We start from the raw sequence: 18,374 nt of genomic DNA on the forward strand, positions 1-18,374 counted from the left end.
GGCTGGGTGATTTGGACGATGTCCGCGGTCACACGCTCGTGAGTATCCACGGGCCGGCCTGATTGTGTGGGGTGTGTGGATTTTGGGAGGCGTGGCGTGCGTGTCGCGATTCTGTGGTCGGAGATTTCGGGATACATGGCCTCGTGCTGGCGGGCGCTGGCGGCGCTTCCGGGGTTTGAGATCGAGGTGATCGCGTTCAAGCCCGATGGGGCGAAGACGAATGCGGCCTTCGATCCGAGTGTGGTGCTCAAGGGGATCGCGAGGCATCGGCTCCTTGATTTGAGCGAGCGCGAGAATGCCGGGCTGATCGCGGATCATCTCGCGGCATTCAACCCCGAAGCGGTGTCCGTTGTAGGATGGGGGCATGGGCCCTACCGGCGTGTGGCAATGAATCCGCGCTTCAAGACCGCGGGGATGGTGATGGCGATCGACACGCCGTGGCGGGCGCGGGCGAAGCAGTATGTGACGCGGTTCGCGGTGAAGCGGTTCTTTGATCGGATGGACATCGCGGTTCCGGCGGGCGAGCGTGCGTGGCAGTATTGCCGACGCCTTGGGTTCGAGGAGGCTCGGATTCGGCGCGGGCTCTATGCGGCGGAGACCTCACGCTTCACGCCGGTGCATGATGATCGAGTGAAGCAGGGCGCGGAGGGTTGGCCTCGCGCGTTCATGTTTGTGGGGCGGTATGTAGACGTGAAGGGAATCGGGACATTGCTCGAGGCATACTCGCGGTATCGAGCGAGCGTGTCGGAGCCTTGGGAGTTGTTGTGCTGCGGGATGGGGGTGTGGGGAGATCGGATTCGCGCGGCCAAGGGTGTGCGGGATCTTGGATTCGCGCAGCCGGACGTGCTTGGAGAGCGGCTGGCGATGGCGGGGTGCTTCGTGCTCGCGAGCCATTATGAGCCGTGGGGCGTGGCGCTCGTGGAAGCGATGGCGACGGGGATGCCGGTGATCTGCACGGAGCAGGTCGGGGCGGCGGTCGAGGTGGTGAGGACGTTCCACAACGGGCTGATGGTGCCGACGGCGGACGCGGAGGCGATGGCGCGGGCGATGGTGTGGATGCACGAGCATCGGGATCGTCTCGCGGGGATGGGCCGGCACGCGCGCGAGGCAGCGGAGGCGTTCGGAGCGGATGTCTGGGCCGAACGCTGGCAGGACGCATTCGAGGCGGCGGCGCGGGTGCGGCGTGCCCGGACCGGCGTGTGAGAATCCGGGGGTCCTGGTTCCCAACAATGGGTGGACGCCGGGCGCTTCTATGTGGGCGATCGGCACGGGTCTCGACGTTGGTTCCTCTGCGCGGGGTGGACGCGATGACGTGGAATCGGAATGACGATCAGTTTCGGCCGACGGACTACCGATTTCCGGAGGTCCGGCGGATGGGCCTCGGCGGGGCGGTGATCTTCGTCATGTTCTGCGTGGGGATGGCGATCACGGCGGGGACCGTGGTCCCAGGTGTTCCGAAGATCTTCGTGATCGTGCCCTTGGGCATGGCGGCGTTCGCGATCTTCAGCGCGTTCCAGTCGCACAAACTGGGGAAGCGTCTGGAGGTAGAAGCGGCCAAAGCCCAACGTGAGGATCGAGAGATGCGTGCGGCAGCTTCTCGCGCGAGTGATACTCGGCTCGCGGATCGTTTGGCATGCGCGTATTGCGGGCGCGTAGCGGGCGAGGACGAGGACGCGTGCGAAGGGTGCGGGGCGCCGGCGACGGCGCGGACACGTCGGATGTGATGGTATCGAAGTACTACGGCTGGTGGTAGTGGTTGAGGCAGGCGAGCCGTCCGCCCCACGAGATTGGGAAGGGTGCAGGCGAAGCCCTACGGATAATCCTGGCGTGTCGGGCGGATGAGGACATCGCTGACGTGGACGGCGGGGGGCTGGGTGACGACGAAACTGACGCTGCGCGCGACGTCGTCGGGTGTGAGCGGTGGGCCGATGCGGTCCTTGACGCTCTCGAACCATGCCGGGTCATAGCCCGCGACGCCCTGGAACTCGCTGACGACGAAGCCCGGCTCGATGAGCGAGACGCGGATTCCCTTGGGCCCCAGTTCCCGCCGGGCGGCCTCGGCGAGGGAGTTGGCTGCGAACTTGGTGCTGCCATACATCGACGAGAAGGGCGAGATGTGGCGCCCGACGGTGGAGCCGAGGACGACGATGTCTCGCGGCGAGGCGAGGGCTTTGGCGCCGGAGTTCGTCGCATGCTGTTCCTCGATGTCGGCGAGCATGGCCTTGGCGCTCTCACGGAGGAGTTTGGCGGCGGCGAGGAGGTTGGTGCGGATCATCTCCTCCCACTGCGCGGTGTCGCTGTCGAGGACGCTCCCGCGGAGGCCTCGCCCGGCGTTGATGACGACAAGATCGGGGGCGCGGCCGATGGCGAGAGCGCGTCCCGCGTCGAGCATGGCGCGGATGGTTTCGTCCACGGCGCAGTCGCCGGCGACATTCGCGCAGGTCGTGGGGAGTTCCTTGACGAGGGCGTCGAGGCGCTCGGCCCGCCGGCCGTTGAGCACGAGGGCGGCCCCGAGCCTCGCGAAATCGTGGGCGATGGCGAGCCCGATGCCAGCGGTGGCCGGTGATGATGGCGACGCGTCCCTTGAGTGGAGTGGTGGTCATGGAGGAGGGTATTGGGAGGAGAGGCATCGGGCATCGGGGATCTGGCAATAGGTTTGGGTGTGCTGCGACGTCGGGTGGTTGAGGAGAATTCGCGGTCTTTCTGCCCGTGGTCTGCTGGTGTTATGGGTTGATCGGGTCGATACTTCGGTATGCCGACTGTGACGAATGCCGTGGACACTTCTGCCGTGGTGGCTCGACTGGAACTGGCGCGACGATTGGCGCGTGAGGCCGGGGTGTTGACGCTGCGATATTTCCAGAGTCCGGACCTTGCGGTGGATGAGAAGTCCGACGGCTCGCCGGTGACGATCGCGGACAAGAAGTCCGAGGAGTTGATCCGGGCCGGAATCCAGGCGGGCTTTCCCGACGACGGCATCCTGGGTGAGGAGTTCGGGCACAGCAAACCGAAAGACGACGCGGGGTTCACGTGGATCGTGGACCCGATCGATGGCACGCGCTCGTTCAGCCGCGGGATTCCGAGTTATGCCGTGCTGATCGGGTTGGAGTATGCCGGGCGGAGCGTGGGCGGCGTGGTGGAGTTGCCCGGGATGGGCGAGCGCCTGTGGGCGCACGAGGGCGGCGGGGCGTTCTGGCAGACGGCGCGGAACGAAACGGCGATGGCGGCACGGGTGAGCGCGACGCCGACGCTCGCGGAGGCGTGGCTGGAGATCGCGCAGCCGCGGCAGTTCCGGCGGAGCGACCGATGGGGCGCGTTCGATCGGCTGGTGATGGCGGCGGGCCGGACGCAGGGGTGGAGCGACGCCGACGCCTTCGCGCTGGTGGCGACGGGGCGCGTGGACGGGGCGATCCAGTTCGGCGTGTCGGCGTGGGACATCGCGCCGTTCGATTGCATCATGCACGAGGCCGGGGGCTTGCAGAGTGATTGGACGGGACGCCGCACACTCGACGCGCGATTCGTGGTGGCGTCGAATGGGCTGATCCATCAGGAGTTGCTGACGATTTTGTCGCCGCACGCGGGGGCGCGTTGAGCGTGAGCGTGCTCGAGGCTCCCCGAATCGTGGCCATGTGTGATCACGTGTAGATCGGACACCACAACTCTTTGAGTTTGACTTTCGCACTGCGCGAGGTGCTGTGCCGTGCGCGCGCAGAGGCGGCGTTTGGAGGTGTTTGGTGGAGGGACCGCATGGAGCGGCCCACTTGAGACTCCTCACGACGCACCGGCCGGCGATCGGCCCCCTTAGCCCCGTGGAGCGTGCCGCATGTCGAATCAGGGATTTCAGTTGCAGGCGTTCCAGGGCGCAGGTGTGGATGGCCCGACGCTGGCTCGGCATCTCGATGAGCACGCGTCGGTGACGCTCCCCCGACTCTCGCGTCTGTGGTCGTACTACCGCAACGCGCTCGTGCCCACATCACGCGGCGGGGCCTTGAGCACGACGGGCCAAGGGCGTTGGTATCGCCTGGCGCAGGAGGTTGGGCTTCCCTCACGCATCGTCGGTCGGCCTGGGTCGGGGCTCTCGGCGTGGTCGTTCGATCAGGCGAAGAAGCGGCGTGAGGTTGTTGTGGAGAACGACATCGCCTGGCGCGTGCAAACGATGGTCGACTTCATGTTCGGGCGGCCGGTGCGGCTGGTCTCGGCGTCGAAATCGGTGGCAATGCGGGACGTGATCGAGCGCGTGCTCGACGCGGTGTGGGAGCGGTCGGGCGGGATCGCGCTCCTGCAGGACATGGCGCTGCTCGGGCATGTGTATGGGCACGTCGATCTCGTGTTGCGGGCGGACGAGGCCGGGCTTCGTCGATTGGCGGGAATGATCGCGGCTCGTACCGGGAATCCTGGTGATGCGATGTCGTTCGATGACGACGGCGAGGCGCAGAGCGTGGCTCACGACGGCTCTGCGTTCGACGAGGTGTTGCACGCGCTGCGGCACGAGGATCTTTTACGGATCGAGGTGATCGAGCCGCGCCGGGGTGTGGCCATGCTTGATCCGAGTGACTATCGCACGATGCGAGCGTACGTCGTTCGTCAGCAGGTGGCGGGGGGTATGAGCGGATCGGCGACGGGCGGCGGCGGGATCGAACGAGAGAGTGCGCGCGAATCGTCGTTCTCGGTGCGGGCGTGGCTGCGAGGGGAATGGACGCCGAAGTCGTGGAACGACGGCAAGGAACCGGCGCCCGCGAGCGATGAGACGGTGGAGATTCTGTCGTCGTCGCATCGCCAGGTGTATTCGGGTGGGAAACTCGTCGTGGACGAGGCGTGGGGGCTGACGCCGGGCGTCGTACCGGTGGTGCACATCCAGAACATCGCGCAGCCGTTCCAGTATGCCGGGCAGGGGGATGTTGAGCCGTTGATCCCGCTGCAGGACGAACTCAACACGAGGCTGAGCGACCGGGCGTATCGCGTGACGCTGCAGTCGTTCAAGATGTTTCTCGCGAAGGGGATCGAGGGGGCCGAGACGATGTTCGTCGGGCCCGGGCAGATCTGGGCGACGGACAACCCACAGGCGCAGGTCATTCCCTTCGGAGGCGACAGCGACAGTCCGAGCGAGCGCGAGCACATCCAGGAGATCCGCGAGGCGATGGACAAGGCCTCGGGCGTGCCGCCGCTGGCGAGCGGAGTGGTGCGGGCGAAACTCGGAAATCTGACGAGCGCGACGGCACTGCGGATCACGCTGATGGGACTCTTGACGCGGACGGCCCGCAAGCGCGTGACATACGGCGGCGGGATGAGCCGGATCTCGGCGATGGTCCTGCAGGCGCTCGACGCGGCGGAGGTGCTGGCGACTCGGGTCTCGGACCGTGACGTGCGCGTGCAGTGGGGGGGCCCCGTGCCGGTGGATGTCGACCAGGCGATCCGCGCGGCGAGCGAGAAGGTGACGCTGGGCGTGCCGCGGGAGCGTGTGCTCGATGAGCTCGGCTATGGACGCGAGGACGAAGGGCTGACGTGAGTCGCCGGCATATCCGGCGTCAGGTTGGTCATTGATCGCGAACGAGTGTGGGCAGAACGAACGACAGGAGCATGCGATGACACGTGAAGAGATGACACTCAAGACTGAGAGCACGAAGGTGACGAGTACGACGACGCACCACGAGATACACCCGGACGAGGCGATGCCTGCGACTGAACCTGTGGCCGAGACTGACATGTTGGATGCCTCGGACGTGGGCGACGGGGAGCGCGACGTGAGCGAGGATGAGTCCGAGCGCGAGCCGGCCTCTCCGGCGGACTCGGTTGGGACTGCGATGGCCCGCGAGTTGGAGGCCGCGCACTGGAAGACCAAGGCCGTGCACGCGCAGGAGTTGGTCGATTCGCTCGAGAAGACACTCGCCTCCATGAGATCACGGTTGGACGAGACGATGTCGGAACTCTCGCGGAGTGAGCGGCGTCGGGCGATCGATCAGGCGCTGGTCGAGAGCCGCACGATCGACTTGGACACCTCGCGTGTGCTCATCGAGCAGGCGATGACCGACCCGGGCACGGAGCGCCGGCCGCGCGACGTGGAGAGCGCCGTCCGTGATCTCAGGCGTCGCAAGCCACACCTCTTTGAGATCTCGCGGTCGAAGGTCCACGCCTCGGGAGTCATGGAGGACCAGGAGGAAGTCTCGGAGGCGGCACTCCATCGCGCGGCCGACGACGCGCGCACCGGCGATCGCGGGGCGCTCCTGCGATACCTCAGACTCCGGCGCGGCACGACAGAAGAGAACGGCACGCTGAGCGCCTGATTGCACGGGCGCTCGACGATCGACCCCACCACAGACGAGTTCCGCACGCACGCGCGTGCCTCGCAGATGAACACACACGAAGAAAGGAAGATCAACCATGCCATTCACAGGAAAGACGTCGTACGCGGGCGGGACGGACCTCCCGGAGATTGTGGAGGACGTGAGCGATGTCGTCAGCATCGTCACGCCCTTCGAGACGCCGCTGCTCGATCACCTGGGCGACCCCAAGCGATCGGCGATGAGCACGGTCCACGAGTGGATCGAGGACACGCTCATCCCCAACTGGGACATCGTCAACCAGTCGTCGTTCACACCCAATGCCCAGGACGCGACGAGCATCACCGTGACGTCAGCAGCGCGATTCCAGGTCGGCGACCTCGTGCGTCCCGGAAACTCCGCGGAAGTGATGCAGGTGACGGCGATCGCGGGCTCGGTGCTCACGGTTGTTCGCCGCTATGGCTCGACGCCCGCGTCCACGCTGTCGAACAGCCTGCGTCTCACGATCCTGGGGAACGCGGGGCTCGAGGGGGCCGACGCGGCGACCGCGCGATACACCACGCGCCTCCGCCGGCAGAACTACACGCAGATCTTCTCCGCGACTGTCGGCGTCTCGGGGACGCTCCAGGCCGTCCGGGCGCACGGCGTCTCGGACGAACTCGACTTCCAGAAGCAAGAGCGACTGCGCGAACTCCTCCGTGACCTGGAGAACTGCGTCATCAACGGGACTGCCCCCGCGAGCAGCCCCCAGGGCAGCGCCACCGTCCGCCGCTCGATGAACGGACTGACGAAACAGATCGCCACCAACGCCTTCGCGCCGGGCGTCAACGGCTTCCCGCAAGGTGGCGGCACAGGGAACAACGAACTCACCGAGCCGCTGCTCAACTACGCGATGCGCCAGGTCTGGGACCAGTCCGCCGGACGCATCGACACGATCGTCGTCGGTGGCGCGCAGAAGCGTCGCATCAACGACTTCATCGGCGCCAACGTCCGCGAGTTCCCCGCGAGCGAGACACGCTTCAAGAGCATGGTCAGCCTGTACGAGAGCGACTTCGGCGTCTGCCGAGTGGTGCTCTCGCGATGGGTCCCGGCGGACACGCTCCTCCTGCTCGACTCCAGCCGCGTGCAGGTGATGCCGTTGCAGGGGCGCAGTTTCCAGTATCGCGCCCTTGGCTCGACGGGCGACTCGATCTCGGGTCAGGTCGTCGGCGAGTACACGCTCGAGTTCCGCAACGAGAACGCGCACGGCCTGATCCGGAGCCTCAGCACGACGTGATCGGTGCGTGCAAGGGTCCACGCACCGACTCACCTACCGGCTCACGCTGTCACATCTCACGCCCTCTCTCCCCTCCTCGGAGGCGACGACAGGTGCGCCCTCCGGGTTTCAAGGTCTCGTTACTTCTCGCGTTCCGCTGAGAAGCGGCACGCACGCAAGGGAGGTTCTCATGTTCGCCACCGATCGTGACATCCTGGCCATCGAGCCATCGATCTTCCGAGACGTCTCATGGGTGGGTCAACGCCTGTGCAACGGCACGGCCAAGATCAACTCCGGCTCTCTCGACATCACCAGCACCGACAACGACCTCGACGCCGCACGCGTCCAGGCGGGACATGTCGCGTTGATCAATGGCGTCGCCTACGAGATTCTCGCAGTCACGTCAGGAACCATCGCCGAGATCTCGCTCCTCCGGGGCACGACCGACGATCCCGTGCTCATGCCGGCGGATCAGCCTTCGAGTCCGTTCTCGATCACGAGTTTCACGCCCCAGATTGCGATCGTGCACCGACAGATCCTGCGGACCATCGGCATCGAGCCGGGGAGCGAACTCACGCCGCAGGAATCGGCGATCGTGAACCCGAGATCGTTCGCGAATCTCGAGGCGCTCGGCGCCCTGCACCTGGTCCTCTCGGCGGCGGGAGCAATGGCGGGGGAGAACGCCCCGATCTCCCAGCGTGCCCGCGCCATCGGCGCCCGATATCGCCAGGATCGCGAGCGCACTCGTGTCGTACTCGATCTCGATGGCGACGGCGTCGCCGACACCATTCGCACGCTCAACATCATCCAGTTCGAGCGGATCTGAGTATTCGCCACACGCACTTGTCCTCCGAGGAGTCGTCTCAATGCTCATCCTGAACCCCAAACAGGTCGTCTTCGCCGGCCTGAGTCTCGACCCGGTGAAAAGCCTGGTGATCGAGCGTCGCGCGACGCGACTCGTTGTGGACCACGCCGACACCGGGCCGCATGTGGCGTTCGTGGATTGCCCGGAGGTGCGCGTGACGATGCGCGTGACGCAGGACCTGATCGATCCGCTTGCGGACTCACCTAGACCCGGCGAGAGCGGCACGATCACCGCGACCGTCTCCACCAGCGGGAGCGACGCGGGGCGCCGGAGCCTCAGCGCGACGGGCGTGGTGACGCAGGTGTCGTACGAGGTCTCGCCGCGTGTTGGTGCGCTGCGAACGCTGGAGTTCGTGCTCGTCTCACCGACCGGAGCCAACGACCCGGTGACGATCACGCCGATCTGAGTTACGCAATCGCTCCTATCGAGTCGAAAGAACCACGCCAAGTCGCATCGAGGTCCACCCATGAGTTCGTACAACGCCCAGAACATCTTCGGCTCAGGGCCGCACCGCTTCCAGATGGGAAGGCAAGGCGAAGAGGTCGTCGCGAACTTTGTGATCAGCCAGCCGCCGCCAGGCTCGACGCCCCAGGGTCTGCGCGAACTCGACATCATCGTGCGCGGACGGCTCGTCTCGACGACGGAGGCGGGCCTGTGGACGCTCCGCGACACGATCACGGCCTTGCTCACCCATCCGCCCACGAGCGCGACGCTCGTGGATCAGACCGGACGTTTGCACGCGAACATGAGTTTCATCGAGTACGAGGAGGCCGATCGTGTCGATCGCGGACGCGGGTACTCGATCGCGTACACCGCCACGTTCCGCCGGTTTGTGTGAGCATTTCCTACAAACTCGTGGCACAAGCGACTCACCTGTGCACTCTTCGTCGTGTCCCGAAAGTCTCGATCTCGACCATACCGGCGACCGGCATCCAAGATCATCTCCACCCGCAGATTGCTCGATTTCCTTTGCTCGCACCCATGGATCCCACCACGCTCGACATAGCCTCCACGCTCACCCAGTTCGGCACGGCCGGACTCATCGGGTGGATGTGGCTGACCGAACGCAAGGGCGCGCTCGCGCGAGATCGCCAGATCGCCGAGGCCCATGAGGCGCTGATGCACGAACGGGCCGCGTTTGCCGTCGTCATCGAGGCCCTCCGCGAGAACACCAAGGCCCTCGCGGCCATCGACTCCAGCCAGCGGGAGCTCGCCCGGACTTTTTCGCAGGCCATCGAGCGACTCTCCGTTCGCACCGTGGTTGATACGACATCCTCGCCTCCAAGGGTGTCGGTGGCGTGAGGTCCATCGGGCCGAGCGATTGTGCGCTATTTGTGGTTCTCCAATGACGTGTTGCGAGTGTGCGGCGGTTCAGGATCAAAGATGGAATCATCGAGCACAGGATTGATCTCGAAGGAATCGATCGAAGAGTCCGCACCGGGCACGCGCGCGCCATGAAGAGAAGTTATAGAGGAGATGGGGAGACGCACGCCTTCATACATCGCGTCTCCGGTGTACTCGCGAACAACATCGCCGATGCTCGTGCCAGAGTCGCGCCCATGAAACCTGGCTTGAACCAATCGCCCCGTCCCGCGCTCAATCGAGAGCGTCGTCATCGCGCCGCGCGTCCAGACGACGAGGTGATCGACCGCACTCTCTCCACTCTCGCCCGATCCATGCGCGATCGCGATGAACGAGCGCTCGGAACCGGAGTCGCGCACGGCGTCGGTGAGAATGACGACGGGGTGTCGCGCGAGGACACGATCGAAGGCCTTGACGCGGGAGTCACCTATCGGCTCGTGTCGGCGCGACGAGGCCATGGCCGCGCCATTCTCGGAGCGGATGGTCGAGAACCACGAATCGTTCCACGATTCCCACTCGCGGAATCGGTCGGGAAGGATCGCGGCGAACTCGTGGGTGACGGAATAAGACGTGCCCCCTGATTCAACGGTGCGCGAGGTTGTCTCGCGGTACGAGCGGATGGATCGGATCTTCGATTCACCACCGGCCCAGTCGATGAGCGTGGCCAGAAGAGCGCGACCTTGTTCGATCTCCTCGGGCGTGCCCGTGGGTCTTTGGTCGGGAATCTCGATGTATCGAGAGGGATTCTGGATGAACGCCTCGCGGCAGGCATCGGAGGCGAAAAAATAGACGCGTCCCTCATGGACGAAGTGGCGTCGGGCATCGCCGGTGCCGCTGAGAGGCCCCATACGCCCGCAAGCGCCTCCGTCGGCGACCTCGAATCGCGCAGGATCACGCTCGAAGGTGGCTCGATTCTTCGCAGACACGAAGCGGTAGACGATACCTTCGTGGAGCAAGGCAAGGTCGCGCTTTCCCACGACGGTTCGGCCACGAGCGGCCTCAACCGCGTCGATCGTCAGAACTCGAGACTCGGGGGCGTCGTCGCACGCCGCGAGGCCTGGCGAACGCGGATCCTTCGCACACCCGGAGAAAACCACGAGCGAAAACGTCATGATGAGCACGGTCGATCGAGAGATGAACGACATACAAAGTGTCCTTCCCGAGTGGGCGATGTTGGGTTCCGGTGAGCGAACTGTGGTTCTGACGGTCAGATCGAGCACAGTGAACGATACCCGCACAGTGATATGAATCGACGCGATCGGTGAAAGACAGTCTGGATCACACCGTCTCGCCAACGCCCGGCACAATGCCGCTCACCGGGATCGAAAGAAGCCAGCGCGAGGACGGCGGAAGACCGCTCGAGTGTACCAGGTTTCCGCCAGGATCCACAACTACCGCTACGTTCAGTTGAGCGCCAGGAGGAACATCCATGTGCTCAGCGTGATCGTCCCGTTGTGCAGGAAGTGGGCCGTCATCGACGCGATCAGCGACCCGCGGTACTCACGGAGCACGCCATAGATCACCCCGCCCGTGGCGACCCCCGCGAGGCCGGGCAGGTCATACCCGTGCATCGCCCCGAAAATCACCGCCGAGATCAGGACGCTGGGAATCCAGGGCAGGTGCAGGCGGAGCATCCGATAGAGCCGCCCCGCGAAAGACGATCTCCTCGGTGATCGGCGCCCAGACCACCGTTCCCAGCGCTCCGATCGTGAACGCCAGCCACGACGAGCCTCCGGGTGGCCTGAACATCGGCGACCCCTCCACGCCCACCTTCGCCGCCTCCTCGCCGCCCATCGACACCAGCCACGCCACGACGCCCGACACGAGCAGCGTGAGCGGCAGATCGCACAGGTATGCCGCGATCCCGAACCCGATCTCCTTCCCCCACCCTTCTCCAGAGTGCAGCCCGAGGTCCATCTTGACGAACTGCCAGTCCACGCCGCGCAGCACAGGCCACGCCAGCGCCGCCAGGCATCCCCACATCAGCACCTCGGTGACCACCATCATCCCTGATGCGAACTCGCGCGACCCGACGATCGCCAGCATCCCGCCGCCGAGCACGAGCAACATCATGATCGCGAAGACCGCGAACATCTCGCCGTATACGGGCCCCTTGAACGACGGCGCATCCATGTTGTCGCCGAACGTTCCCGCCAGCGTCATCGCAACTCCCCGAATCGCGAATCCGATCCCGATCAGAAAAGCAACTCCTGAATACAGATTGAACCCCGTGCCTACCGCGTTGATCCGATCGAGCCCGCCCAACAGCCGGGCCCGCCCTCGTCCCTTGTGCGAGAGCCGCCACCTCTCCGAACCACCCGTGCCTCGACACGAGCCACTCCCGCGCATCCCGAGGCACGCCGCTCCCACCCTGCTCGCTCTTGTAGATCTCATGGATCCACTGCACGTCCGTCAACAACTCGCTCCCCGGCGTGACCTCCTCCTCTAACTTCGCCAGTCGCCGGTTCGCCTCCTCCACCCCCACCAACTCCCCCGCCACGATCGCCGCTCGCAAGCGATCCGTCCGGGAGATCGCGATCGAGTCGATCATCTTCATTGCCCGCGCCGGATCCACCAGTTCCCGAGACTCCTCATCCTCGGCGAGCGTCGCCCGGTCCGCGGCATTCACAAACCGCAACTCATAGTTGATCTTCGTGACGATCTGGCACCTCGTCGTGAACTCCCCCGCCGGCTCAGGCGACGCCGACTCGTCCTGCACCCATTCCACCACGGGGTCGGGCGACGACCGCTCCATCAGTGATCGCGACGTCTGCTGCACCAGCACCACCAGCGGCACGACCACCGCGATGAGCGCGAGAGCCGTCACCCCCATCACCTTGTTGATCGGGTCCGTCCGGTCCGTGGCGTCGGGAAAGATCGACATGCGGCACAGCATACCCGACCAAGGCCGTCCCGCAAGCCCACGGCTCGCCAACTGGCGATCAGCACCCTCCCCGACTGCCCCACGTCAATCTCCGTACCATCGCGCTCCGCGTGTCGAATCCGAGTCATCTGTTTATTCCCGCATCCCAACCCACCCGACCTCGTCACACCCATGAGCACACACATTCTCGCCCAGATCACCGTGCCCCAGATCCAACTCGTCCTCCAAACCATCACGTTCATGATCTTCGCGATCGGCCTGATCTACACGGGCCGGCAGTTCCGCCACTGGCGCGACGCCGCCCATGTCGCCAACTTCACCAAACTCGTCGAACTCCAGATGCAACTCCGCAAGATGCGCGTCGAGAACCCGCGCCTCGCCAAGGTCTACGCCCACGACGTCCAGCCGCACCAGACCAACGAGGAGATCCAGGACTACTTCATGAACCTCATGCAACTCTCGCTCTTCGAGATCGCCTGGTTCGGGCACAAGAACCACCAACTCCCCGACGACTACTTCGCCTCCTGGGTCAAGCGAATGGAGGCGATCGAGGCCGAGGATTCCTTCCGCCATGTGGAGCAGCCCCTCGATGAAGATCATGCACGACGACTTCCAGCGGTTCGTTCAGGACATGATGGAACGTGGCGACCTCCACCGCTCGCGGAGCGCGGACTTCACGGCCTGATCACGCCGCTTTCTTTGCCGCCTGGCGTGTCGGGGAGATTGCGAGGGTCGTGACGTCGTCGGCCTGGTGGAGCGAGCCGGCCTGGGCGTCGAGGGCCGCGCCCAGTTCCATGATCATCCGCGGGAGGTCCTCGCCGTGGTGCGCCCGCGCGAGGCGCGTGAGTTGGTCGACGTATCGACGGCTGGCCTTGCGCATCTGCTCGGGGGCGAGCGTGGGATCCGGGAAGGCGCACTCGAGCCCATCGGTGAAGACGAGCAGCGTCTCGTCGTCGGCCAACATGGCCTCGGCCTGGGTGTACTCGGCATCGGGGAAGACGCCAAGCAGTGGGCCGTCGGTCTCGACTTCGCGCCGATCCGTGTCACTGACGATGATCGGTGGCGGGTGGCCAGGCCGGCGATGGTCACGCGACGCGAGGGGATGTGCACCACGCCATAGACCGCCGTTGCGAATCGGCTGGAGTTCTGGCGCGATTCGCAGAGTTTCAGGTTGAGCCGGGCGAGCACGTCGGCGGGATCAATGATCCTCGTGCCCAGCCCCTCGCCCGTGAACTCGCGCGTGACCAGGTTGTGGCAGAGCGCCATGGTGAGCAGCGCCGCGGGCACGCCGTGGCCCACGGCATCGGCGACAAAGAATCCCAGGTGCTCGACGTCGAGCAACTCGACCGCGTAGACATCGCCGCTGACGTAGTTCACGGGGCGGAAGATCACGCCGAGTTCCATCCCCGCAACCTTGGGGAGTTGGACGGGGATGAGTTCTCGCTGCACGGTGGCGGCGAGGTGCAACTCGTCGTGGATCCGATCCATCTCCAGGCGGATGCCGCCCTGGGCCCGCTGGAGGACGAAGAGATCGCTCGCGATCGCCTCAACCGCGGGCTGTCGCTCGCAGAGCCGCGTAGAGCATGGCGGCGAGTCGTGTCGGGCTGGCGTCGTGCGCCTCAAAGATCACGCCGGCGCGCTGGAAGCGCTGCCAGTCGGCGGGATCCTGCATCAGGCAGATGGCCGGGACGTTGCGCATGAGCAACGACTCCACAAGCCTGTCGATCTGGAAAGGGAGCACGTCGGTTCCAATGACAATGAGGGCGGCCTTGGGATGCCCCACCGGCCCGCGTGGCTGCGACTCGGCGAGCGACTCGCGGAAGACCTCGAGCGGGAGCCATTCGAGATGCGGGGGCGTGGGACGTGGCCAGGCTGTGCGGATACGTTCGGCCCAGCGGCTCCACGCCGTGTCCACGTTTCCGGACGTGACAAACGCCACGGAGTGCTCGCTCACCGAACCACGCCCCTTCCGGCCCGATCCGTGGGCCACGAAGGACATCGGCCTATGTCGCCCACTTCTTCAGGTCGGCCGCGGGAAGTTCGATCTTGTCGCCGGGCTTGACCTTGAGGCGCTTGTTCTTGCCCTTGTCGGGGTCCTCGCCGATGTCGAGGGTGTTGCCTTTGAGTTCGATAACAAACTGGGCGGGGAACTTGCTGGAGTACTGCTTCAGACGTTCCTCGTAGGCATCATTCGTCTTCGCCCAATCGGGCACGCCGGGCGGAGCCGTGAGGACCTTCTCCTCCTCGCTGCGTTCCGTTTCGGGCTGCATGGCGTACACGGCCGTCACGTGCTGCGATCGATCCAGGTAGATGATGTCGATCGCGGCGGGGCAGTCGCGCATCACGAAGTTCTGCACATGCACCTGTTTGTCTGGAAAAACGAAGATCATCCCGCCGTTCTCATCGATGTCTTTCCGTCCAGAAAGTCCTTTGAATCGTTTTTCGATATCGAGCGCCGTCTCGAGTTTGAACTCCTTGCCATCGATGGTGATCTTGACGTCTGTCGGCGCCTTGTCATTCTTCCCGTCGTCCTTGGTGTCATCACAGGACACCAGCGGCAGGAGACACACCAGCCCGAGCACCATCATCGCGAATCGGCGAGCAGCCATCGATCGTCCTCCATCGTGAACATCACGGGGTTCCTGGGGATTCTACGAACATCCATGGCGGCCTGGAACTCCCGGGGCGACATGGGCGTCGGGGAGTCCACGATGCCGCACCACGCCGCGATCAGGCCGATGACCCGATCGGCGGTCACCCCGCGATCGCGATACGTGTCCAGCCGGGTGTCGCCGTGGCGTTTGGCGAGGCGCCGCCCGTCGCCGCCGAGCACGAGGGGGAGGTGCCAATACGCGGGAATCGGTGCGTATCCCAACGCCCGATAGAGCAGGGCCTGCCTGGCGGCGGACTCGAGCAGGTCGTCGCCCCGCACGATGTGCGTCACGCCCTGGCGGTGATCGTCGACGACGACGGCGAGTTGGTACGACGGTGTGCCGCGCTTTGTCCAGACGATGAAGTCGCCGATGGTCTCGCTGGGCGTGAACTCGCGCGGGCCGGTGAAGTTGTCGTCGACGCGCACGACCTCTTTTGGCGTGGCGAAGCGCCAGTTCGTGCCGGTGTCGGCAAAGTCGATGGGCACCAGCGGCGGGCGCATCGACGCGGGGCAGCGGACCTCGTGCGAGCCTTCCTGCGGCGCCGAGGCCGCGGTCTCGATCTCCGCGCGAGAGAGTTCCGAGGGGAAGACGAGGGCGTGGGCGGCGAGGTGTCGCATCGCCTCGATGTGTGGCATTGGATCGTGGCTCTGGATGATCGGGCCTGTGTCCCAGTCGATCCCCAGCCAGCGGAGAGTGTCGATAGAGGCGTCGATCACGCCGGGCTTGACGCGCGGGCCATCGAGATCCTCGATGCGGAGGACGATGCGCCACCCGGCCTGTCGCGCCATGGCCCAGTTCACGAGGAACGTGCGCGCGTTGCCGAGGTGGAGCGCCCCCGTGGGCGAGGGCGCGAGACGGGTGATGGGTGCTTGGGGCGGCACGAGCGGAAGGAGCGTACGCCGAGGCTCACGCGGCCCGCATCGTCGAGACGACGTCACCCGCCCAGACATTGAGGGCTTTGACCAGCGAGAGTTTGTCGATGAACTTCGTCGCCGGCGTCGATGGCCGCGGCCTTGGTCTCGTCGTCGCTCGCGGCCGAGATCATGTAGATCGCGAGGTGCGGGCTTGATTGTCGAGTCGAACGGACCATGTCGTAGGCTTGGCCATCTGGGAGATGGATATCGGTGATGATCGCACCGAGGCTCTCGGTATGCTTCGCGATGTAGGCGCTGGCCTGCCTGATGGATTTCGCCCAGACGATTTCCACGCCGGCGTGACGCTTGAATGTCGCCTGGATCAAGGCGGCGGCCAGTGAATCGTCCTCCAGGAGGAGAACCTTCTGTCGCGAGCCATGGGGCGACACGGGGGCCGGGGTCGTGGTCCTTTGCGGTGCGACCTCGGGCTTTGGAGCCGTTGCGGGATCTGTCCTTTGCACCGATTTCGCCGGCTGGGTGTTCGCGGTCTGCGGCTCCGGTGCGGCGAGTGGCGCGGGCGGTCCGGCCATGTCGTCGACCTCGGGCGAGTAGATCACGACGCGATTTCGACCCTGACGCTTGGCGGCATAGACCGCGAGGTCGGCCTGGTGGACGAGTTGTTCCGCGGTGGTCGCGGCGCCCTCGGTGAGATCGGTCGCGGAGACACCGACGCTGACCGTGACGCGGTGCTCCGACGGACCTCCGGAGACCGACGAGAGATCGAACGGCGTGCGCTCGATCGCCGAGCGGACACGCTCGCCGACGGCCTGGGCGGCCTGCATGCCAAGTCCAGGCAGGAGGACGGCGAACTCCTCGCCGCCGTATCGGCACGCGACGCCGCTCTGTCCCACCGTCGAGGCGAGTCGAGACGCGAGTTCCTTGAGGACGAGATCGCCGGCCTGGTGCCCGAAGGTGTCGTTGATGGACTTGAACTTGTCGCCGTCCATGAAGAGGACGGCCATGCCGGCGCCACCGGAGAGCGCCTGCTCGAACATGTCGGGGAGTTGGTCCTGCATGCTCGCCCGGTTGGTGATCCCGGTGAGTGGATCGGTGCTGGCCTTGTGCTCGAGGCGCTCGTGCTCGGCACGGAGTTCGGCGGTCTCACGCTGCACGCTGATCTGGTGCTCGAGGAGGGCGTCGTTCGCCGACGACATGATGGACGTGATGTCGGGCGTTGGGCTGATGTCCTTCTCGAAGAGGCGTGCCAGTTCCTGGGCGGCGTCGGTGAGACGGTCCATCATCGCGGCCACATCGTGCTCGTCGCTCTCGAACCACTCGCGTGCCTTGCGCTTGAGTTGCACGACGAAGCGGCCCGGGGCAGCGGCGAGGATGGCCTCGGCGGCGATCCGGCCCAGCGCGACGCACCGCACCATCTTCTCGCTCATGGGGCTCGCGTTCTCGGGCTCGTGGTGATTGGCGATGCACTCGACCATCGCCTCCTGCAGCTTCCACTTCTTCGCGAGTTCGGCCCCAACCACCGCGTGGTCGAAGCCGAGTTCACGGCGCTCGTCCTCGCGGAGTTTCTCGTGCGACTCCGCCTCGGCGAGCAGGGGCACGTACTCCTCGGGGATGGCGACGAACATCGCCATCATCCCCATGTCCTGGAAGAGCCCCGCGGTGAAGGCCTCGTCGGGGTCGCACGCCCGGGTGAACTCCGCGACGGTTCTGGTCGCGGTCGCGGCATAGATCGTGCGCTTCCAGTAGGCGTCGAGGTCGAAGCCGCTGTCCTGCTGGATGTTCTTGGCCGAATCGACGAGGCTGAATCCCAGCACGAGCGACTTGACCGTGTTGAGTCCGAGATAGGCCAGCGCGCGATCGATCGTCGAGCAGGGCTGCTTGAGGCAGAAGAAACTCGAGTTGACGGTGCGGAGGACCTTGGCCGAGAGCCCGACGTCGCTCTTGACGAGTTTCCCGATGCGCGTCATCGAGACCTTGGGGTCGCGCGTCAACTCCAGCAACTGCACCGCGATGGTCGGCAGCGTCGGGAGGCTCTGACAGCCCAGGACTTGATCGAGTGAACTGCTCCCCATCGTTCTCGGGCCGGTTCGGCTCCCTCCACGCACTGTTGGCGAGGGAGTATCGACCACGAATAGGGGGGTCCTTTGCTCAATTTGAACCCACGGGCGTGATCGGACCATGGCAACCAAGTCGGTGCGGCTGGGCCG

20 protein-coding genes are annotated in these 18,374 nt (G+C 65.4%); 11 read left to right on the plus strand and 9 right to left on the minus strand.

The features are described 5' to 3' along the window. The first annotated feature begins 96 nt into the window (after positions 1-96). Both IPK69_05950 and IPK69_05955 read left to right on the plus strand, forming a co-directional pair. Positions 97-1,203, plus strand: coding sequence for a glycosyltransferase family 4 protein (locus IPK69_05950; GenBank protein QQS10160.1), 1,107 nt, complete (start codon positions 97-99; stop codon positions 1,201-1,203). Positions 1,204-1,307: 104 nt separating this feature from the next. Continuing rightward, positions 1,308-1,724: a hypothetical protein gene (locus IPK69_05955; GenBank protein ID QQS10161.1), complete on the plus strand. Its 417-nt coding sequence runs from the start codon at positions 1,308-1,310 to the stop codon at positions 1,722-1,724. 86 nt (positions 1,725-1,810) lie between these two features. Here the strand turns inward: IPK69_05955 and IPK69_05960 are convergent, their stop codons facing one another. Next, positions 1,811-2,548 carry an SDR family NAD(P)-dependent oxidoreductase gene (locus IPK69_05960; GenBank protein ID QQS10433.1) on the minus strand — a complete coding sequence of 246 codons (738 nt, stop codon included), beginning with the start codon at positions 2,546-2,548 and terminating at the stop codon, positions 1,811-1,813. A 204-nt stretch (positions 2,549-2,752) separates the two neighbouring features. Here IPK69_05960 and IPK69_05965 point away from each other — a divergent pair, with 204 nt between their 5' ends. From IPK69_05965 to IPK69_06000, 8 genes are all read left to right on the plus strand, one after another. Next, positions 2,753-3,589, plus strand: coding sequence for an inositol monophosphatase (locus IPK69_05965; GenBank protein QQS10162.1), 837 nt, complete (start codon positions 2,753-2,755; stop codon positions 3,587-3,589). A gap of 231 nt (positions 3,590-3,820) precedes the next feature. Beyond that, complete coding sequence (locus IPK69_05970; protein ID QQS10163.1) at positions 3,821-5,503, plus strand: phage portal protein; 1,683 nt, start codon at positions 3,821-3,823, stop codon at positions 5,501-5,503. A 196-nt stretch (positions 5,504-5,699) separates the two neighbouring features. Then, positions 5,700-6,278 carry a hypothetical protein gene (locus IPK69_05975; GenBank protein QQS10164.1) on the plus strand — a complete coding sequence of 193 codons (579 nt, stop codon included), beginning with the start codon at positions 5,700-5,702 and terminating at the stop codon, positions 6,276-6,278. Between the two features lie 97 nt (positions 6,279-6,375). After that, a complete protein-coding gene (locus IPK69_05980) occupies positions 6,376-7,551 on the plus strand; it encodes a DUF5309 family protein (protein QQS10165.1) in 1,176 nt (391 codons plus the stop codon). A 169-nt stretch (positions 7,552-7,720) separates the two neighbouring features. After that, complete coding sequence (locus tag IPK69_05985; protein ID QQS10166.1) at positions 7,721-8,356, plus strand: hypothetical protein; 636 nt, start codon at positions 7,721-7,723, stop codon at positions 8,354-8,356. Positions 8,357-8,396: 40 nt separating this feature from the next. Then, a complete protein-coding gene (locus IPK69_05990) occupies positions 8,397-8,801 on the plus strand; it encodes a hypothetical protein (GenBank protein ID QQS10167.1) in 405 nt (134 codons plus the stop codon). A gap of 60 nt (positions 8,802-8,861) precedes the next feature. Continuing rightward, complete coding sequence (locus tag IPK69_05995; protein QQS10168.1) at positions 8,862-9,233, plus strand: hypothetical protein; 372 nt, start codon at positions 8,862-8,864, stop codon at positions 9,231-9,233. A 143-nt stretch (positions 9,234-9,376) separates the two neighbouring features. Further along, positions 9,377-9,697, plus strand: a complete 321-nt coding sequence (locus tag IPK69_06000) for a hypothetical protein (protein ID QQS10169.1) — start codon at positions 9,377-9,379, stop codon at positions 9,695-9,697. A gap of 26 nt (positions 9,698-9,723) precedes the next feature. Here the strand turns inward: IPK69_06000 and IPK69_06005 are convergent, their stop codons facing one another. The 3 genes from IPK69_06005 to IPK69_06015 all read right to left on the minus strand — a co-directional run bounded on the left by IPK69_06005 (position 9,724) and on the right by IPK69_06015 (position 11,920). Beyond that, positions 9,724-10,902, minus strand: a complete 1,179-nt coding sequence (locus IPK69_06005; protein ID QQS10170.1) for a hypothetical protein — start codon at positions 10,900-10,902, stop codon at positions 9,724-9,726. Positions 10,903-11,160: 258 nt separating this feature from the next. Continuing rightward, positions 11,161-11,391, minus strand: a complete 231-nt coding sequence (locus IPK69_06010; protein ID QQS10171.1) for a CPBP family intramembrane metalloprotease — start codon at positions 11,389-11,391, stop codon at positions 11,161-11,163. Next, the gene (locus tag IPK69_06015; GenBank protein QQS10172.1) at positions 11,315-11,920 is read right to left on the minus strand and encodes a hypothetical protein; all 606 of its coding nucleotides are present in this window, start codon (positions 11,918-11,920) and stop codon (positions 11,315-11,317) included. The genes IPK69_06010 and IPK69_06015 overlap by 77 nt, the downstream gene beginning before the upstream one ends. 892 nt (positions 11,921-12,812) lie before the next feature. On the opposite strand from IPK69_06015, the gene IPK69_06020 reads away from it, so the two are divergent. After that, complete coding sequence (locus IPK69_06020) at positions 12,813-13,379, plus strand: hypothetical protein (GenBank protein ID QQS10173.1); 567 nt, start codon at positions 12,813-12,815, stop codon at positions 13,377-13,379. A gap of 60 nt (positions 13,380-13,439) precedes the next feature. Here the strand turns inward: IPK69_06020 and IPK69_06025 are convergent, their stop codons facing one another. From IPK69_06025 to IPK69_06045, 5 genes are read right to left on the minus strand one after another with little or no spacing between them, the layout of a single operon-like run. Beyond that, positions 13,440-14,129, minus strand: coding sequence for a SpoIIE family protein phosphatase (locus IPK69_06025; GenBank protein ID QQS10174.1), 690 nt, complete (start codon positions 14,127-14,129; stop codon positions 13,440-13,442). Between the two features lie 58 nt (positions 14,130-14,187). Continuing rightward, positions 14,188-14,595 carry a hypothetical protein gene (locus IPK69_06030; GenBank protein QQS10175.1) on the minus strand — a complete coding sequence of 136 codons (408 nt, stop codon included), beginning with the start codon at positions 14,593-14,595 and terminating at the stop codon, positions 14,188-14,190. A 49-nt stretch (positions 14,596-14,644) separates the two neighbouring features. After that, positions 14,645-15,250, minus strand: coding sequence for a DUF192 domain-containing protein (locus IPK69_06035; GenBank protein QQS10176.1), 606 nt, complete (start codon positions 15,248-15,250; stop codon positions 14,645-14,647). Next, on the minus strand, positions 15,226-16,176 hold the full coding sequence (locus IPK69_06040) for a tRNA glutamyl-Q(34) synthetase GluQRS (protein ID QQS10177.1): 951 nt from the start codon (positions 16,174-16,176) through the stop codon (positions 15,226-15,228). The genes IPK69_06035 and IPK69_06040 overlap by 25 nt, the downstream gene beginning before the upstream one ends. Positions 16,177-16,229: 53 nt before the next feature. Then, positions 16,230-18,239 (minus strand): HDOD domain-containing protein, encoded by a 2,010-nt coding sequence (locus IPK69_06045; protein QQS10178.1) that lies wholly within the window; start codon positions 18,237-18,239, stop codon positions 16,230-16,232. Positions 18,240-18,374: the final 135 nt, after the last annotated feature.

It is taken from the genome of Phycisphaerales bacterium, assembly GCA_016699835.1.
Lineage (GTDB): Bacteria > Planctomycetota > Phycisphaerae > Phycisphaerales > UBA1924.

Excerpts from the sequence above, each read along its gene's own strand:
- IPK69_05955 (QQS10161.1), top strand. The coding sequence starts at position 1,308 with ATGACGTGGAATCGGAATGACGATCAGTTTCGGCCGACGGACTACCGA.
- IPK69_05965 (QQS10162.1), top strand. The coding sequence starts at position 2,753 with ATGCCGACTGTGACGAATGCCGTGGACACTTCTGCCGTGGTGGCTCGA.
- IPK69_05970 (QQS10163.1), top strand. The coding sequence starts at position 3,821 with ATGTCGAATCAGGGATTTCAGTTGCAGGCGTTCCAGGGCGCAGGTGTG.
- IPK69_05975 (QQS10164.1), top strand. The coding sequence starts at position 5,700 with ATGTTGGATGCCTCGGACGTGGGCGACGGGGAGCGCGACGTGAGCGAG.
- IPK69_05980 (QQS10165.1), top strand. The coding sequence starts at position 6,376 with ATGCCATTCACAGGAAAGACGTCGTACGCGGGCGGGACGGACCTCCCG.
- IPK69_05985 (QQS10166.1), top strand. The coding sequence starts at position 7,721 with ATGTTCGCCACCGATCGTGACATCCTGGCCATCGAGCCATCGATCTTC.
- IPK69_05990 (QQS10167.1), top strand. The coding sequence starts at position 8,397 with ATGCTCATCCTGAACCCCAAACAGGTCGTCTTCGCCGGCCTGAGTCTC.
- IPK69_05995 (QQS10168.1), top strand. The coding sequence starts at position 8,862 with ATGAGTTCGTACAACGCCCAGAACATCTTCGGCTCAGGGCCGCACCGC.
- IPK69_06000 (QQS10169.1), top strand. The coding sequence starts at position 9,377 with ATGGATCCCACCACGCTCGACATAGCCTCCACGCTCACCCAGTTCGGC.
- IPK69_06005 (QQS10170.1), bottom strand. The coding sequence starts at position 10,902 with ATGTCGTTCATCTCTCGATCGACCGTGCTCATCATGACGTTTTCGCTC.
- IPK69_06010 (QQS10171.1), bottom strand. The coding sequence starts at position 11,391 with ATGCTCCGCCTGCACCTGCCCTGGATTCCCAGCGTCCTGATCTCGGCG.
- IPK69_06015 (QQS10172.1), bottom strand. The coding sequence starts at position 11,920 with ATGACGCTGGCGGGAACGTTCGGCGACAACATGGATGCGCCGTCGTTC.
- IPK69_06020 (QQS10173.1), top strand. The coding sequence starts at position 12,813 with ATGAGCACACACATTCTCGCCCAGATCACCGTGCCCCAGATCCAACTC.
- IPK69_06025 (QQS10174.1), bottom strand. The coding sequence starts at position 14,129 with ATGGATCGGATCCACGACGAGTTGCACCTCGCCGCCACCGTGCAGCGA.
- IPK69_06035 (QQS10176.1), bottom strand. The coding sequence starts at position 15,250 with ATGGCTGCTCGCCGATTCGCGATGATGGTGCTCGGGCTGGTGTGTCTC.
- IPK69_06045 (QQS10178.1), bottom strand. The coding sequence starts at position 18,239 with ATGGGGAGCAGTTCACTCGATCAAGTCCTGGGCTGTCAGAGCCTCCCG.